This window comes from Spirosoma sp. (assembly GCF_026391055.1).
Lineage (GTDB): Bacteria > Bacteroidota > Bacteroidia > Cytophagales > Spirosomataceae > Spirosoma.
Window position 1 is genome coordinate 275,649 of the sequence record NZ_JAPLET010000020.1, and the last position, 17,219, is coordinate 292,867.

Consider the following 17,219-nt stretch of genomic DNA (forward strand, 5'->3'; position numbering starts at 1 on the left):
ACAGACGGAAAACTAACGACCACTGGCCAACAACTGTTTTATTATCGTTCGTAAAAGTAAGGCTTTTAAAGAATGTAGTTTCATGAATGGCTTTAGCTGTTCCGGATTATTGCCATCGGCTGGCTGTTGATTTAGTCGTTTAACTGACAAGATCTGCTTACTAAGTGGTATGTTTGTGCTTATTTTTATACCGTAACTCCGTGAAAATAATAGTAATAGCGCTGGCTTATGTTGTAGTGGCGTACGCCGGTGCATGGGCGCAGCCAGCGTTAAAGCTCGATCAATGGCCCGCCAGACTACAGCTGTACCCCCGTAATCAATTAAGCCAATGTACCGTCGCTATCTCCGGACGAACTACCGCTGACGACGTGAAGGCCATTTCTCTGGTGGTCGCCAGAGATAATAAGCCGTATCAGTATAGTAAAACCACTCCCGATTCGCTGACCGGGCGCTTTGCCTTTAGCCCAGTTATCAAAGCAGAACTAAATCAGTACAGCTTTCAGGTGTTCGTGCATAGAGCCTCAGGCGGAGATTCTGTACGGGTAGCTTTTCGGGACAGCATTGTTTGTGGTGATGTTTTCCTGATAATGGGGCAGTCGAATGCGGTTGGACAATATGGAGACTACACCTTTCGGAGCACGTTCTGTCGCACGTTTGGCATACACAACTTCAACAATAGCTATAATCCGGCTGATACGGCCTGGTGTCTGACAAACACAAAAGAGGAGCTTACCTGCCTGTGGGGCATGGAATTGCAACGGATGATCAAGGAAAATCAGGGCATTCCAACGGCTGTTATAAACGGTGCCGTTGGCGGGACCACAATTACCAGTCATGCCAATCGGGATGCCAGTCAGCCCACGTCGTTAAGTACACTTTACGGGCGCTTACTGTACAGAGCAAGTAAGGCAGGTGTGGCCCGTCAGGCAAAAGCTATGATCTGGCGGCAAGGTGAAGCCGAAGCTGCCAATAATCCTGACGTTTATGTCCGCACCTTTCCGCAACTGTATACCTATTGGAAGCAGGACTACCCCGGCCTGAAAAAAATCTATCATTCGCAGATAAATATATTGACCGACAACGTAGTCAATGCGGGCGTTCTACGGGATTTTCAACGCCGTTCAAAATACATTTTCTCCGACAATGAGCCCATTGCTACCGTTGGTTTATCCGGCTACGAGGGCTTACATTACAATGAAGCAGGCCACTATCAATTCGGCCTGGAATTATACCGGCTCATCGCACGTGATTTTTATGGCGTAGTTGATACCACTGGTATCGGGTCGCCAAACCTGCAAAAGCTTTATTACAGCAAGCCGGAACAGGATGAAATAACCCTTGAGTTCGAACCCATTCACAAAATGTACTGGCCTGCTGATACAACTATCATCCGTACTGGCGAGGAGTACAAACAGCGCATGTCGAATTTTATTTATACCGACTATCCAGCGGGCGAAACCGGTTTGATAAAATCAGTTACCGAACGGGGAAACACATTGATCTTAAAATTGACAAAACCTGTCAATGCCAAACACCTGACCTACTTACCCTCTTCGTACCAGGATAGTCAGGTTGGCTTTTACGTGGGTCCGGTTATTCGTAATAAATTGGGTATGCGGGCACTAAGTTTTTACCAGGTGGCCATTGCCGCGCCCTTACCGGCAGCTATGAATTTGCGGGCTGTTGCTGTCGATACAAGTGCGATCAAACTTAGTTGGGACAATAAAACAGACAGTCTTGCTACGTGGGCTATTGAACGGGCCGACACAAGCAGCATTTTTACGCAAATAGCGCTATTGCCCGGCTCTAGGCAAACGTATCAGGATCTGAGAGACCGTAACTTGGTGAATTCAATTAAGGCCGGGAAAGTATATCAGTATCGTATCCGCTCGGTATCTCTACGGTCTGCATCCGATTATTCGCCTGTTGTTAAGGCCAGCGTGCAGGATATAAGACTGTTGCCTCAGGTGGAAGTCGAAAGTGCACCGGCTGGCATTGGTTCCGGAACGTTATTATATCCTAATCCTGCCGACACCCAGGTAACCGTCCGACTTCCTTTGGAGTGGAGTGGGGATATGATCTGGCTTACGCTTACAAACGAGGCAGGGAAGGTCGTTTTGCAGCGTAGTTACCAGATGTCATTGGGTGCAACATCCCTGACGTTTTCAGTTGCTGCTCTGCCTTCAGGTGTTTATATTTTCTCGCTGGGTTATGGCACAGGGGGCGTCAAGGGTCGTCTGGTTGTGGCCCATTAAGGTATTGGTTGTAAAAGCAAGTAGGGCGTTTTCACAAAAATGCCCTAACTTTGCATTTTAGAGACCTATTCATGGCCACCGAACAGATTCTGATCCTGGATTTCGGTTCGCAGTATACTCAACTCATTGCCCGCCGGGTGCGCGAACTGAATGTTTACTGCGAAATCCATCCTTACAATCATCTACCAACTATTACGCCCGACGTTAAGGGTATCATCCTCTCCGGTAGTCCATCGTCCGTTCGCGATGCCGACGCACCTGACGTTCACTTGGCTGCTTTTCGGCATAAAATGCCTCTGCTGGGTATTTGTTATGGGGCTCAACTGCTGGCACATACCAGTGGCGGTGAGGTAAAAGCATCGGCTATACGCGAGTATGGCCGGGCTAAGCTGGGCACCGTAGACGGCGAAAGCCCACTTCTGAAGGGAATAGACCCGCACTCTCAGGTATGGATGTCACACGCAGATACCATCACGAGCGTACCGGAAAACTTCAGCATAATTGCCTCAACGGACACCGTTCATGTAGCGGCCTTCCAGGTCGATAATGAGCCTACATATGGTATACAGTTTCACCCGGAGGTAACACACTCACTCCAGGGTAAAATGTTGCTGCATAATTTTGTGGTCGACATTTGTGGTTGTTCGCAAAACTGGACGGCCGAATCATTCGCCGAAACCACCATAGCGCAGTTAAAACAGAAACTGGGCGATGATAAAGTCGTACTAGGACTGTCGGGTGGTGTCGATTCGTCAGTGGCAGCTATGCTTATTCACCAGGCTATCGGTAAAAATCTATACTGTATTTTTGTTGATAATGGACTGCTTCGAAAAGATGAGTTCCTGGGCGTGCTGGATTCTTACAAAACGCTGGGACTTAATGTGAAAGGAGTCGATGCGAAAGAACAGTTCTACACTGCTCTGGCAGGTCTGACCGATCCGGAAGCAAAGCGTAAAGCAATTGGAAAAACGTTCATCGACGTATTCGATCATGAGGCTCATCTGATAGAAGGTGTATCCTGGCTGGGGCAGGGAACAATCTACCCCGACGTCATCGAATCCGTTTCGGTAAAGGGCCCGTCGGCAACCATCAAGTCGCACCATAATGTGGGTGGCCTTCCTGACTTTATGAAACTGAAAGTTGTCGAGCCGCTTAATACCCTGTTTAAAGATGAAGTACGTGCTGTAGGCCGTACGCTGGGCTTACCCGACGCAATTTTGGGAAGGCACCCTTTCCCCGGTCCTGGACTGGCAATTCGTATTTTGGGCGATATTACTCCCGAAAAAGTTGATATTCTTCAACAGGTCGACGCATTGTTCATTGACGGACTAAAGCGTGAAGGCTTATACGATAAGGTATGGCAAGCAGGCGCTATGCTATTGCCGGTGCAATCGGTCGGCGTAATGGGCGATGAGCGTACGTACGAGCGGGTCGTTGCGCTTCGGGCGGTTACAAGCGTTGATGGTATGACCGCCGACTGGGCGCATCTTCCTTACGAATTTCTGGCCGATGTATCCAACGAAATCATCAATCGCGTGAAAGGGGTTAACCGGGTTGTGTATGACATCTCCTCCAAGCCCCCTGCAACCATCGAGTGGGAATAATGGCAAGTATAACTTTATAAAAAATGCCCGATACGGTAATTCGTATCGGGCATTTTTTATGCTTCCTAACCATCGAGATGCTGAAGAGAGTCTTTATAAATAATCAGACCGGTTGGCGGTTATTCTGTTCTTCTTTTGTCTACTTTAGTCGTTGGTTATTAGTAATTCGTTATTAATCACTATCAGAAGCCGCTAATGGGAGTCCAAACACCAACTGTTAACTACTAACAAATAAGCATTAACCACAAACTAATTAATCGAAGTAATGAAAATGACACGCATAAATCGATCGATGGCCTTAACCCTGCTTGGTGTATTATTTAGCGTAGTAACCTGGGCGCAGGGAGACAAAGCCAACCGCCCTAGTCCACCTGCTATGGCGAGTGGTAAAGTAAATGGTGCTTCAATTGTTATCAGTTATGGCAGCCCCTCCGTGAAAGGACGTCCTGTTTGGGATGCAGGGAGCACATTGGCCCCTTATGGAAAAGTATGGCGATCGGGAGCCAATGAGGCTACAATATTCGAGACGGATAAGGATATTATGGTAGAAGGGAAAGCGCTGCCCGCTGGTAAATACGCCTTCTTTACCATCCCCGGTGAGAATGAATGGACCGTTATCTTTAATAAAGTAGCCAATCAGTGGGGAGCGTTTAAATACGACCAAGCCCAGGATGCACTCCGGGTGATGGCCAAGCCCATTAGATCTGCTCAAATGAACGAGCGACTTGTTTATGATGTGACTGGTAAGGGCATTGTATTAAAGTGGGAACATATTGAATTGCCTGTTGCTATAAAGTAAAAGTGAGGACAAAGCTGATTTTCAAACCAGCTTTGTCCTCACTTAAAACTCTACTTAACAACTTGCCTAGTAAAGTTTTAATGCGTCTTCCACGTTGTTAACCCCCGCCTTCGCCGAGTCGGCTGCATTATCAATCGTGTTATTATAATCAGCCTTCGCCTGTTCTTTATTGTAGGTCGATTGGGCATCTTTTTTGTACTGGTCGAATTTATTCTCCGCCTTATTGGCAAATTGATTGGCTTGCGCTTCGGCGTTACCTACCAGCTTATCGACTTGCGATTTCACCTGAGCAACACCCTCTTCCCACTGGCTTTGTAAGTCATTAACATTCTTTGTTAGCTTATCGCGGGTTTCTTTCCCGCTGCGTGGGGCTGTCAAATAACCGATGGCCAGGCCCGTTAGTACTCCTCTCAGAAAGCTCATAATTATGTTTGTTTGAATATCATTGTTGGATACCTGACAAGGACTAAAAATTGTGCCATATCCGTTATGTGTCTGGCAGGCGCTTGTGTATCAGTTGCTTAATTAAAATTATGAGGTAAGGGCTTAAGTGCTCCTGAGTAGTTAATTCCACAGGATAGGGGTTTAGGATGGGCAATCGTTGCGTCTTTTGCTACTAAACTGTGCGAAATATGATGTAGTTGTGAAGATGTTGTGAGTGAACTTTATAATAAATAATATATAAAATATAGAACAAATAGACATTTAACCATATTATACTAGTATCCTAGGTAAGAACGATAGGCTGATGCTCGGTTTCTCCTGCAATTTGAATATGATGAGCAACGATACAGAAAGTAACAATCAATCATCCTACAGGAAGGCTTCTCAGCAGCTGGAATTACCTGCCGATAGTAAGGTAGTGATGATTCCGGTTATTGAAGAGAGTCTGCATGTTGATAAACAACTTGTAGAAACGGGCAAGCTTCGGATTGTTAAGCGGATTCATGAAGAGGAGCAAGTGATCGACTTACCCTTGTCTCGTGAAGAGTTTAATGTAGAACATGTTGCCATCAATGAGTACGTTGATACGCCACCAGCCGTTCGGTATGAAGGTGACACAACGGTGTATCCAGTACTGAAGGAAGTTTTGGTTATTGAAAAAAAGCTAGTACTGGTTGAGGAAGTACGCGTAACCAGGAAGCTGGTAACGGTAAATGAGCCACAACGAGTGATTGTCAGAAAAGAGGAAGTCAGTGTAGAACGGATTTCCGATGAACTTGAACGTTCTGCTTTGTAAAGAAAGCTTTCGTTATAGATAACAATAAAGAGAATTCTCAACGTATAAACAAACCCTAAAACAGCATGGCACATACAGTAGTTGGTGTATTCGACAACGCCACAGAGGCCCAAAAGGCAGTAGATGAGTTAGTAGACAAGGGATTTTCGCGCAGCAGTATTGATTTGTCAGCGCAAACGGGCGACTACTCCAATAGCGACCTGGATGACGATGATGATTCAAGCGTGGGCGGCTTTTTTAGTTCATTATTTGGTAACGATGATGACAATGCCAAACGCCATACACGCGTTGCCACCCGTGGATCTGTAGTAACGGTACATGCTCAAACGGACGATGAGGCAGAACAAGCCGCCGATATTCTTGACGATAATGGAGCTGTAGATGTAGACGAGCGGGCTTCTGCATACGGATACGGAAATACTGGAACCCAAACAACAATGGGTACTACCGGCACAAGTTTTGGTACAACGGATACCACGCTGGGCACTACTGGGCTCGGTACTGATGTTACCGGAGTAAACTATGGCGATACCACAACCCGTGACCTGATAACCGACAACGATCAAACGATCAAGGTTATTCAGGAAAATCTGGAAGTAGGTAAGCGCGAAGTAGAGCGGGGTGGTGTTCGGGTACGGAGCCGTATCATCGAACGGCCGGTTGAAGAGAGCCTGCGTTTACGCGAAGAGCGTGTACGGGTTCAGCGGACACCCGTCAACCGTCCGGCCACGGAAGCTGATCTGAATGCATTTCAGGAAGGTCAGATTGAAATGACCGAACATGCTGAAGTTCCGGTGGTATCCAAAACGGCCAACGTCGTTGAGGAAATTTCAGTCGGAAAAGAGGTCAACGAGCGAGTAGAAACCATTCGTGACACCGTTCGCAGTACGGATGTCGAAGTTGAAAACATCGACGCGCCAATAACAACCGATCAGGGTGTTACGACAAACCGCACGGGTATAGATTATGACGACGATCTGAACACCACGTCGCTCAACCGATAGGTGGCAGATTAGCATACACAAAGGGGGCTAACGCAATTTGCGTTAGCCCCCTTTTCTTTATTAGGACCGTAGCGGATTTAACGCTTCTCCGCCAGCACTTCCCGGATATCGCTGATGATTTTTCCGGCCAGATGGTCGGCGGTGGCCAGTGTATCCGATTCAGAATAAATCCGGATAATGGGTTCTGTATTCGACTTACGCAGATGAACCCACTCTTTATCAAACTCAATTTTGACGCCGTCGATAGTGTTGATCGGATTCCGGGCGTACTTGGTTTGGATGCGTTCCAGCACCGCGTCTACGTCAATATCGGGGGTCAGTTCTATTTTATTTTTGGAGATATAGTAGTTCGGGTATGTCCGGCGAAGCATTGAAGCCGATTTGCCGGACTTAGCTAAATGGGTCAGAAAAAGAGCAATACCCACCAGTGCATCACGGCCGTGGTGCAATTCGGGGTAGATGATACCCCCGTTACCTTCACCGCCAATCAGCGCGCCTTTTTCGCGCATCATTTCCACTACATTCACTTCGCCCACGGCAGAGGCAAAATGTTCTCCTCCATATTTTCGGGTTACATCACGCAGGGCGACGGTACTCGACATATTGGAAACGGTATTCCCCGAACTTCCTTCCGGCCGGTTTTTTAGCACATAGTCGGCAACCGCTACCAGTGTGTATTCTTCGCCAAAGGCTGATCCATCTTCACAGATAAGTGCCAGCCGGTCAACATCAGGGTCAACAACAATGCCTAGGTCGGCATTGCCTTTTTCCATTTCCTTGATGATGTCGCGTAGATTTTCGGGTAGAGGCTCGGGATTATGGGCAAAGTTTCCGGTTGGTTCGCAATGTAGTTTTGTAATATGTTCAACGCCCAGTGCTTCCAGCAGCATGGGTACCGCAATACCACCCGTTGAGTTAACGGCATCCACAACAAGCTTGAAATTTCGGGAGGCTACAGCATCCCGGTCAACCAGAGGAAGTGTCAGGATCTGGTCAATGTGTTTCCGGAGCCAGGTTTCATCGGCATGGTACTTGCCTAACTTGCGAACTTCGGCAAAATCGAACGATTCATTTTCGGCAATAGCAAGCACGTCAGCTCCATCCTGTGCCGAAATAAATTCGCCGGCTTCGTTAAGGAGTTTGAGCGCATTCCATTGGATCGGGTTATGGCTAGCGGTCAGGATAATACCACCCGCTGCGTTTTCGCCCGGTACGGCCATTTCTACTGTTGGGGTGGTAGACAGGCCAAGGTCAATAACGCTCAGCCCAAGCCCTTGCAATGTAGCGGCTACCAGTTTTGATACCATCTCACCCGACAACCGGCCATCCCGGCCAATAACTACCGTTAGTTGGTCTGGGTTACGTTGCCGAAGCCATTGGCCAAATGCAGCCGTAAATTTGACTACATCCAGGGGCGTCAGTCCGTTTCCGCTGCGCCCCCCAATCGTTCCTCTAATCCCGGAAATAGACTTAATTAATGTCACGTGTTGGGTTTGTAAGTAATTTTTGGATAAGTATGCAAAGATAGTCGATAGCGGATAGTTGTCACGAAATAGTTAACAAGCGTACCGGAAGTTCTATCAATATTGGTTCATTCAGATAAATTGAAGCTCCGAGCGGAGTACAGAGTTGGCATGTCCCTGAAAAGTACCGCTAATGGGAGCGGCTAACTCGGGTTTAGCAGTCGACGTCAGAAATATGTGTCGGTTAACGACCAGCGAACCCTGTGTAGGGTCGAAGCCGCGCCAGCCAGCGCCGGGCAGATACACCTCTACCCAGGCATGAAGCTGATGTTCCTGCTGCGGATTGCCAAATAAATAGCCACTCACAAAGCGTGCGGCCAGCCCCATACTGCGGCAGGCAGCCATAAACAGCGTTGTATAGTCCCGGCACGATCCTTTCCGCAGGGTCAGGGTTTGTTCCGGCGGAAGAGGAGCCCCCAACTCGCGGATTTCATAAGTGAACTGCCGAATGGTTTGATTCAGCAGCATCAGGAAAGCAGTTGTTTGTCCGTTGGCATCGGCGGCTAGTTGCCTGGCCCAGCTTTCCACTTTTTCGGATACACCCACCTGTCTCAGATACGGTTGCAGCAAGTCTTCCACTGCTTTTGGGTACTGAAAAGGAACTCGCTGGGTTTCGAAAGGAAATAGCACGAAATCGAATGAGTTAAATTCGTCGGACTGAAGTTCCATTTCTGCCGTTACGTGCAGATGGGAAGTCGGATGATTAAAATAAACCACCTGCTGCACGTTCCCTTCCACATCGATGTTACGCACAATTCGGGATGGCTGAGGATCAATGGTCAGTTCGTACGTCAGCAGTCGCTGGTAAGGATACGTTCGCGGATACAGGTAAAGATATTGCGGACCAAGTGCAACGGGGATATCGTACGTATATTCGGATGTATGCCGAACGTGAAGGTGCATAGGTTGAAATGTATGATGTATGTTATAAAATATACGTTTATGCCATCCGTGCAATGCTATTACCCCAAGGCTAAATACATCCTATATCATACATCCTATATCATTTATGAGCAGCTTTTACCTTCTCAAAAATAGGGTCCATCCAATAGGTTGGCACTTTACGGACTGAGTTGCCCAGGAGAGCGCTCCACTGATGCGAAATTTCGTCCATGTCTTCTTTCTCAAGCCGGTATTCGGTCATGTGAAAGCTGTTTTTAGGATAGATCACCACATCGAGCGGATAATCAACGTCGTTGGCACTGACACGGGTGGCGTCGAAAGCCAGAAATCCGATTTTCAGCGCGTCGGCCATCGACGATTCGTACGACAGGTTTCTGAAAAGCAGGGGTTTGCCATAGCCTGAATTACCGATTATCTTAAATGGCGACCCCTGATCAACTTCTACCCAGTTGCCTTCCGGATAAAGCATAAACAGTTTATGCTCTTCGTCGTCTTCCAGTTGACCACCCACAATCGCATTCAGGTTAAAGTTTAACCCGCTGGCGACGATAGATGTTTTATCTTCAAGGGCTACCCGTTTTACCTGCTCGCCAAATGCATTGACAGCTTTGTACAGTTTATTGAAGGAGCGGTCCTGTTCAGAAAGTACTTCTTTGAAGTAAGTAATCGCTTTGTCGCGTACAGAACGTAAGCCCGATGTCATGATAAACAGCGAGTGGTTCTCGACCTCATGAACCGAAATCTTCCGGTTCGATGATACTTCAGAACCCGAGGTTAACCGTCTGTCAGCAATGGCAACCAGACCCGAGGCAACTTTTATTCCTAAACAATATGTCATTCGATACAGTGGGAAAACGGGAGCATCTACTCCCGAACATAAACCCAACAAATATACAGGATGCCCACGTTTTTGTTTGGTCTACCCGGTCGATTTATCGAAAATGCTGACAGCTGATACCGTTAACGTATCATTTGTGCTGGTGGAAACGGGCAACTTCTGCGCCCGGCGAATAGACACGGAGCAACCCCGACTGGCCTGGGAAGAAATACTGCGGATGTTAAATAGACTGCTGATAATCATACGGCTGTGCACCGGGAGGTAACTTTTTAGGTGAAGTATAAACTGATAGTCCAAAATCTGATCAATAAATTATTATCGTTGACAACTGATAGGTTTGGCTGAGAAAGGTTTGATTTTGGTAAACGATTGTGTTACTTTGGCAAACAGATGGTTTTTATTCCCTCTGCCCATTTTGCAATGAACTTTGACGACGAAGACGACGACGATAGCTTCATGGACTGGGATGGCTTCGATGAGGACTACGACCCCGAAGAAACTCGCGCCGAGATGGAAGCCGAGAACCGGCGTATCAAGAATCTGCCTATCCTCCGGAAGGCGAACGAATTGATGGAGTTGACGCAAGCCATTGTTGAGACGATCAATAAGGAAGAGGATGTACTGATGATGCACGAACAGATGCTGGCTAATGCTATGATGCTGGCGCCAAAAATTGTTGGTGCAGAGGGGGGCGATTTGTACACATTGCGGATGGAAAATGCCGTAATTATTAAAATGCATGCCCGTGAACTCCTGGCCCAGACGTCTTATTGCAAAGCCGAAAAACTGGCTCAAACCGCTTACCTGAACGTGTTGCGTGAAGAGATAGAGCAGTTTCGGTTGCTGTTCGTTGAATGGGTTAATGGATTTGATAAAGATAACGACGCCCCCGACGACTGGGGCCTTTTTTACTAAGCAAAAGGTAATTGAATTTGAGAGCCGCTCGGTTTAATCTGAGCGGCTTTTTATATACTCCCCTGGGTATAAAAATAAAAGCGTCATCTGACCATCCCTGTAGAATGAGTATTTGACGTTCAACAAGTATATTGGTTTCGCTAAAAATAGACCCTATGGACGATCGTTTACGGATACAGTGCCAATACCCTTTTCGCTGCATAACGACTACCCTGATTTGCCTGAGTCTGATTATTGGGCTGACGGTATCGGGTTGGGCGATCGGAGCTAGACCTCCCCAGGCACCAGCGGTACTTACAATATCGGTGAGTTCGGCTTCCGTCTGTGCCGGAACCAGCACTACCCTGACGGCTGCGGGTTGCCCGGTAACCGGACTTGTTCGATGGTCAACGACACAGGAAGGGAGTAGCATCGTTGTCGCTCCTGCGCAAACGACTTCCTACACGGCTACCTGCGCAGAAACCAGTCCATCAGCAACGACAACAACGGCCACGGCTACCGTTCAGGTATACCCACCCATTAAGATAAGTCCAATCGCTTCTCTGTCTGTATTGTGTAATGGCGGAAAAGATGGTCAGGTGGCTATTAATGCCAGTGGCGGTACGGGTATATTGCAGTATCAGTTTAATGGTCAACCGTTCCAGTTGATAAACAGTACGTTCGGAAATTTGCCGGCTGGCACCTACACTGTTGGTGTGAAGGATGCGCTGGGGTGCCAGGTTCAGGGAACGGTGGAGGTAAAGGAGCCACCTGCATTGGCCGCAACGATCACTACTGTTTCGCCAAGTTGCCTTGGCCGGGCAGATGGTGGTTTTATCGCTTTTGCATCGGGTGGGGTGGGCGATTACCGCTATCTGCTCAACGGAAGCGCACCCCAGATAAGTGGTACATTTATTAATCTCAAGGCCGATACAACCTACTCGCTCATCGTTGCCGATAAGAATAACTGCGTACTATTTCGGGATGTAAAAATTGCTCCAACAGTTCCTTTCTCAATAAAACTGACATCAACGCCCACCCGTTGCTCCGGTTCTGCCGACGGAATCGTGACGGTCTCGGCCTCGGGTGGGGGCGGAAATTTTCAGTACCGAATAGGGGCCGGATCGTTACAGAATGGCTCACAATTTACAGGGCTGGCCGCCAGTTCGTACGAGGTTACGGTGGTAGACGGGTATAACTGTGAGGGTCGGCAAACGGTAGTTGTCGGGCAGCCCGCACCGGTACAATTGACACTTACGGCCATTCCCGTAAGCTGTCAGGGCCCAAACAGCGGGGGCATTCGAATTACACCGACTGGCGGTACCGGCGCAGTAAGGTATCAGCTTAGTACGGGAAGTGCACTACAGAGTAACCCTGTGTTTACGGGTATTGGTGTAGGTGAGTACACCGTCGTTGGTGTAGATGCAAACGGCTGTTCAGGTATTGCGTCTGTTACGGTTGGCAGAGCCGACCCGTTGAAAATCCAGGCGGTGTCTATTGCCGCCACCTGTTGTGTGTGCGCAACGGGTGGTTTCAGGCTTAGTACAACAGGTGGCAGTGGTACGGCCCGGCAATATCAGGTTATCGGCCAACCGTCTCAGGCAGGCAACACAATTACTGGACTACGCCCCAACTCGTACCAGCTGCGGGTGACCGATGAAGCCGGTTGTGCAGATACGACCGTGGCGGTAGTTACTGATGGAAAAGCACTCACATTGTCTGTTGGTAAACTCAAAGATGTAACCTGTACCGGGGGCAGCGACGGAGAAGCGACCATTCAGGTGGCGGGCGGTACTAAACCGTTTACGTATTATTGGGCAACCGACCGACAGGATACACTCAGACCCTTCTTGGCCACCCAAACAGGCCTGGTTGCCGGAACTTATACAGTGAGCGTAGTTGACAGTAACCGATGCTCCTCAACTACGCTTTTTGTGCCTATAAAAGCTCAGTTTCCTGTACCCGCAAAACCAACAATTTCCGCAATCGGGAGTAGTACGCTGGTAGCCGACCAGTCGGCAGGCGTTCAGTGGTACATGCGATTAGGGAATGAGCCCGGTAAGGCTATCCCCAACGAAACCAGTGCCGCGTTGACGCCGTTCCAGAGTGGACAGTATTATGTGATTGTAACTGCAAACGGTTGTTCGTCAGCTCCTTCCGATCCTATAAATTTTATTTTGACAGGCTTGCCCGAACCCGTTTCGTCACTGTCTGTTCGGGTGGTGCCAAACCCTGTCGTAGACCTGTTGCGGCTGGAAATCGAACAGCTTGATCGGTCGGCCATTAGGGTTGAGTTAGTAGATGCTTCGGGCCGACTCATCATGACGGGTCAGTTACCAGCGTTTTCGGGTAAAAAACAGGCCGAGTGGCCACTGGCAGGTGCCATGAGCGGTAAATACCTGCTGAAAGTAAGTGCGGACAAAAGCCAATCGGTACTTCGGGTTTTAGTCGAATAGAAGAGTTGTTACACACAGATGCACGGAGATAAAGAGATATAAAAACTCTATGTATCTCCTTTGCCTTCGTGCATCTCTGTGTACTAAGCGAACCATCATAACTTCACAATCGCTCGTCGAATAGCTTCAAAATCCGCTTGTATTCATCCATCCAACTGGTGGGTTCAACAAAGCCGTGGTCTTCAACGGGGTAGGGGGCTAGTTCCCAGTTTTCCTTTTTCAGTTCAATGAGCCGCTGAGCCAGCCGGACTGCATCCTGAAAATGAACGTTTACATCAACCATGCCATGACAGATAAGCAGGTGACCTTTTAGTCCTTCGGCAAAATTAATGGGCGAGGAACGTCGGTAGGCTAGTGAGTCGGTTTGGGGTTCGTTCAGGATGTTGGCTGTATACGGGTGGTTGTAGGCTGCCCAGTCGGTTACGGGTCGGAGGGCAGCCCCGGCTTTGAAAACATCGGGCGTGGTAAACATGGCCATCAGGGTAATAAACCCACCATAAGAGCCGCCATAGATACCAATTCGTTTGACATCGACGCCCTGCGTTTGAACGAGCCATTTAGCCGCATCGACATGGTCTTCCAGATCCTTGCCGCCCATAAAGCGGTAAATACCCGTGCGCCAGTCGCGGCCGTAGCCAGCACTGGCCCGGTAGTCGATGTCGAGGACAGTGTACCCTTTATCGGCCAGCAAGTTATGGAACATATACTCCCGAAAATACTGGCTCCACCATTTGTGGGCGTTTTGCAAATATCCGGCACCGTGTACAAAAACCACCGACTTCCCATTAGGCGTAGCGGGTTTGTACAAGCGGGCGTAGATCGACTGTCCGTCGCGGGCAGGGATGGTTACCAGCGAAGGCTCCCGCCAGGGGTAGGCTTTGAAGGCGTCGGTTAGCGAGTTGGTCAGTTTAATGGCCGGATTGGCAGTAGCTGCTTTGGCCGTTTTAGGGTCAGTGCCGGTTTGGTTGATCTCCATCACATATAACTCCCAGGGCTGATTGGTGGAGGAGTACCGAATGGCCATCCGGGTTTCATCGGGCGAGAGGGTTACATCGTTTGCGCCGGTCATATTTGTCAAACGCGTACGTTCTCCTCCGCTCACCGCCATCCGATAAAAATGCTGCTCGCCGGGGTGAACTTCGTTCGTTTGCAGATAGAAGTGTTGTTTGTCTTTTGACAATTGCGCCTGCTGCACCTCGAATTTGCCCGAAGTGAGTTGCTTTTTCTCGCCGGTAAGCACATTGACGGTGTACAGGTGTGAGTAGCCATCGGCCTCCGACTGAAACCATAGGGTTTGATTATCGCCCAGGAAGCCCACATTGCCCGGCGAGTTTTGCGAACCGATTCCCGGGCCGCCAATCCAGGTATCTTCATGCTGGCGGTCGAGCAAAGAGAGTTTCTGGGTTTCGGGCTGGAGTCGCATAATCCAGCGGTCTTTGTTGTCCAGCGAGCGGACGACGACCACACAAAACTTGCCATCTTCCGACCACACCGGGCTGCTGATAGCCACCAGACGCACTTTTTTAGCGGTATCGGCCTTTACCGTCTTAGCCGATTGCAGGTACGCGGGCTTATCTGTAATGCCCGGAATATCCTTCACCGAAACCGTCTGAACGGTGTCTTTGGCAATGTCATAAACAAAAAATTCCTGACTGGCCACGGGCGCGCCAACCTTCGTTCGTGCAGCAATTTCTTCAGTATAACCGGATTCGGTTATGTAGTTGGGCACCTGTGCTGTTTTGGCATTGGTGGGCCGCTTCATGAGCCGGTAAGTGATAAAACGACCATCGGGGCTGAGCGTCGGATTAACGAGGGTTTTATCGTCGAGATAAATTTCTTTTGGGCGTTTGGGTTGGTCTGCCTTACTAATTCGGTCGGCTTCGTCTTTCTTTTCCTTGCGTTCTTTCAGGACGGACGATAGGCGAAGCTGGTCCTGTTTGAGGAACTTCTCTTCGTCGGTGAGTTTCGCATCCGCCTTTTTCGAACCTGGTTTAAAGTCGGTAAGTTGGGTTAGCTGGCCGGTTTTTAAGTCGATGCTGAACAAGTTGCTCCCGCTTCGACGGAAAATTACTTGTTTTTGATCACCGGAAAAAGTGGGGTCCATTTCGACTTCGACGGTATTCGTTAGCTGTCGCACCGAGCCGGATTTAAGATCGAGTAAAAACAAGTCGCCCTGCCGGTCAAATACCCGTTGCGTATAGGCAAAGTTAAAGGCCGACACCGGGGGCGCAGGCAGGGCTCGGCGTTCGGTGGGGCTCACTTTCACTGGTTGCGATGCGGCCAGCAATCTGGCACGGCCGGAACGTGGAGCTGAACTGGTGAACGTTACTTTATAGAGCGAGTCGCCCAGAGTACGGTCAGGGTTCCAGTTAAAATAAAGGGTTTTCGAATCGTCGGACCAGAAGGGGTTTGAAGGGGATGTGCCGACCCAGCTTTTCGGGTCCTGCATGATGGTTTCGACGGTGAGGGGTGTAGGTTTTTGCGGGCTAGACTGGGCAACAGCGGATGCACTGGACAGCAGCGCAAACAAAGCGTAGAGACGATGCATTGACGAATGAAGTGAGAGAATGTGCAAAAACCGGAAATTAGGAAGAAAAGGCTGAAAGACTTACTTTTCGTTAGGAAAACGCGCATTAATCCGGCCATTGAACCCATTGTTCGGGAGTTTAAAGCGGCTTTGCAGGACATTTACGGTGACCGTCTGGGCGATGTGGTTCTTTACGGTTCGTACGCTCGTGGCGACTACGACGAATCGGATATTGACCTCATGATTTTGCTGAACGACGAGGACGTGAACACGTATGCCGAATTTTGGCGCTGGCGAACAGGGCTTATTACGCGATATTTTATTGCATATGCGCCTTACTGGCTACAGAAGGAATAACGACGAAGAAACACCAGGCTGCCAGAGCTAAATTCAGCGAATTCTTTGTTAAAACAGGTCGATTTGATGTGCAGGCCAGTAAGATTGTTGGTAATAGTTTTGCCGCTCGTGAATCGGCTGACTATGATATGGAGGCTTTTCTGAGTGAAGTTGAGGCACAATTGCTACTTGGGGATTCCCAGACTTTCTATGAGCAGACCATCGCTTATTTTGCTCAAAATCCGATTGAGTAGTATTGGCTGGACTCTGAAAGATGGTATCTTGCTTAATGAACCAGTAATCCATTCGATGAAGTACGTTATACACGCTTACGACCATACCGATGCCAACGCCCTCGCCCGCCGGATGGCCGCCCGCCCCGACCATTTTGCTTACGTCCGTCAATTGAAAGAAAAAGGCCAGTTTATACTGGGTGGCGCACTCATAAGTCCCGAAGAGACGATGATCGGGTCGATGCTTCTTTTGGATTTCGATACCGAAGAGCAACTTCAGGCGTATCTCAAAACAGATCCCTATATCGTACAGGGCGTTTGGGAAAAAGTGGATACAAAACCGTTTCGTCAGGCAGATGTGTAATCCGGAGTCAAGCTGTACAGCCTCTAAAAGGAACGTCTTCGCATTCCGGTCAATCTACTGCGCCGTTATCCTCCTTATTTCATTGGGAACCCTGTCGGCCTGTGGGCAGAAGACAGAAACAAGTACGGCGACGGTCCCCATCGACACAACCGTGGTTGATGACGATACGCTGGAAGTCAATGATACGGCCCGTTTTAAACAAACAGAGCACGCCCGTTGATTACCTAAGAGTAAACCTTAATT

17 protein-coding genes are annotated in these 17,219 nt (G+C 48.8%); 11 read left to right on the plus strand and 6 right to left on the minus strand.

From position 1 onward, the window contains the following. Positions 1 to 200 precede the first annotated feature (200 nt). From NT073_RS14020 to NT073_RS14030, 3 genes are all read left to right on the plus strand, one after another. Positions 201 to 2,255, plus strand: a complete 2,055-nt coding sequence (locus tag NT073_RS14020; RefSeq protein ID WP_297374470.1) for a sialate O-acetylesterase — start codon at positions 201 to 203, stop codon at positions 2,253 to 2,255. 71 nt (positions 2,256 to 2,326) lie between these two features. Then, complete coding sequence (gene guaA, locus NT073_RS14025) at positions 2,327 to 3,859, plus strand: glutamine-hydrolyzing GMP synthase (protein ID WP_297374472.1); 1,533 nt, start codon at positions 2,327 to 2,329, stop codon at positions 3,857 to 3,859. A 265-nt stretch (positions 3,860 to 4,124) separates the two neighbouring features. Beyond that, positions 4,125 to 4,658, plus strand: coding sequence for a DUF2911 domain-containing protein (locus NT073_RS14030; protein WP_297374475.1), 534 nt, complete (start codon positions 4,125 to 4,127; stop codon positions 4,656 to 4,658). 66 nt (positions 4,659 to 4,724) lie between these two features. Here NT073_RS14030 and NT073_RS14035 read toward each other — a convergent pair whose 3' ends face one another. Further along, complete coding sequence (locus tag NT073_RS14035; RefSeq protein WP_297374478.1) at positions 4,725 to 5,081, minus strand: YtxH domain-containing protein; 357 nt, start codon at positions 5,079 to 5,081, stop codon at positions 4,725 to 4,727. Positions 5,082 to 5,433: 352 nt separating this feature from the next. Between NT073_RS14035 and NT073_RS14040 the strand changes: the two genes are divergently transcribed. Continuing rightward, positions 5,434 to 5,898, plus strand: coding sequence for a YsnF/AvaK domain-containing protein (locus tag NT073_RS14040; RefSeq protein ID WP_297374480.1), 465 nt, complete (start codon positions 5,434 to 5,436; stop codon positions 5,896 to 5,898). A gap of 65 nt (positions 5,899 to 5,963) precedes the next feature. Beyond that, complete coding sequence (locus NT073_RS14045) at positions 5,964 to 6,902, plus strand: YsnF/AvaK domain-containing protein (protein ID WP_297374482.1); 939 nt, start codon at positions 5,964 to 5,966, stop codon at positions 6,900 to 6,902. Between the two features lie 77 nt (positions 6,903 to 6,979). Here NT073_RS14045 and glmM read toward each other — a convergent pair whose 3' ends face one another. The 4 genes from glmM to NT073_RS14065 all read right to left on the minus strand — a co-directional run bounded on the left by glmM (position 6,980) and on the right by NT073_RS14065 (position 10,409). Next, the gene (gene glmM, locus NT073_RS14050) at positions 6,980 to 8,386 is read right to left on the minus strand and encodes a phosphoglucosamine mutase (RefSeq protein WP_297374485.1); all 1,407 of its coding nucleotides are present in this window, start codon (positions 8,384 to 8,386) and stop codon (positions 6,980 to 6,982) included. Between the two features lie 111 nt (positions 8,387 to 8,497). Beyond that, positions 8,498 to 9,328, minus strand: coding sequence for a transglutaminase family protein (locus NT073_RS14055; RefSeq protein WP_297374489.1), 831 nt, complete (start codon positions 9,326 to 9,328; stop codon positions 8,498 to 8,500). A gap of 100 nt (positions 9,329 to 9,428) precedes the next feature. After that, positions 9,429 to 10,166 (minus strand): peptidase, encoded by a 738-nt coding sequence (locus NT073_RS14060; RefSeq protein WP_297374492.1) that lies wholly within the window; start codon positions 10,164 to 10,166, stop codon positions 9,429 to 9,431. Between the two features lie 81 nt (positions 10,167 to 10,247). Next, complete coding sequence (locus NT073_RS14065; RefSeq protein ID WP_297374495.1) at positions 10,248 to 10,409, minus strand: hypothetical protein; 162 nt, start codon at positions 10,407 to 10,409, stop codon at positions 10,248 to 10,250. Between the two features lie 177 nt (positions 10,410 to 10,586). On the opposite strand from NT073_RS14065, the gene NT073_RS14070 reads away from it, so the two are divergent. Both NT073_RS14070 and NT073_RS14075 read left to right on the plus strand, forming a co-directional pair. Next, positions 10,587 to 11,081, plus strand: a complete 495-nt coding sequence (locus tag NT073_RS14070; RefSeq protein WP_041617138.1) for a hypothetical protein — start codon at positions 10,587 to 10,589, stop codon at positions 11,079 to 11,081. 155 nt (positions 11,082 to 11,236) lie between these two features. Next, positions 11,237 to 13,516 carry a T9SS type A sorting domain-containing protein gene (locus NT073_RS14075; protein ID WP_297374499.1) on the plus strand — a complete coding sequence of 760 codons (2,280 nt, stop codon included), beginning with the start codon at positions 11,237 to 11,239 and terminating at the stop codon, positions 13,514 to 13,516. A gap of 103 nt (positions 13,517 to 13,619) precedes the next feature. On the opposite strand, the gene NT073_RS14080 is transcribed toward NT073_RS14075, so the two are convergent. Then, entirely contained in the window at positions 13,620 to 16,064 is a 2,445-nt protein-coding gene (locus NT073_RS14080; RefSeq protein ID WP_297374502.1) for a prolyl oligopeptidase family serine peptidase, read from the minus strand. A gap of 21 nt (positions 16,065 to 16,085) precedes the next feature. On the opposite strand from NT073_RS14080, the gene NT073_RS14085 reads away from it, so the two are divergent. The 4 genes from NT073_RS14085 (at position 16,086) to NT073_RS14100 (ending at position 17,196) form a co-directional block, all read left to right on the plus strand. Further along, a complete protein-coding gene (locus NT073_RS14085) occupies positions 16,086 to 16,400 on the plus strand; it encodes a nucleotidyltransferase domain-containing protein (RefSeq protein WP_297374505.1) in 315 nt (104 codons plus the stop codon). Continuing rightward, positions 16,328 to 16,633, plus strand: a complete 306-nt coding sequence (locus NT073_RS14090; RefSeq protein ID WP_297374508.1) for a HEPN domain-containing protein — start codon at positions 16,328 to 16,330, stop codon at positions 16,631 to 16,633. Before NT073_RS14085 ends, NT073_RS14090 begins: the two co-directional genes overlap by 73 nt. After that, positions 16,590 to 16,976, plus strand: coding sequence for a YciI family protein (locus NT073_RS14095; protein WP_297374510.1), 387 nt, complete (start codon positions 16,590 to 16,592; stop codon positions 16,974 to 16,976). The genes NT073_RS14090 and NT073_RS14095 overlap by 44 nt, the downstream gene beginning before the upstream one ends. 82 nt (positions 16,977 to 17,058) lie before the next feature. Then, entirely contained in the window at positions 17,059 to 17,196 is a 138-nt protein-coding gene (locus tag NT073_RS14100) for a hypothetical protein (protein WP_297374512.1), read from the plus strand. The last annotated feature ends 23 nt before the right edge of the window (positions 17,197 to 17,219 follow it).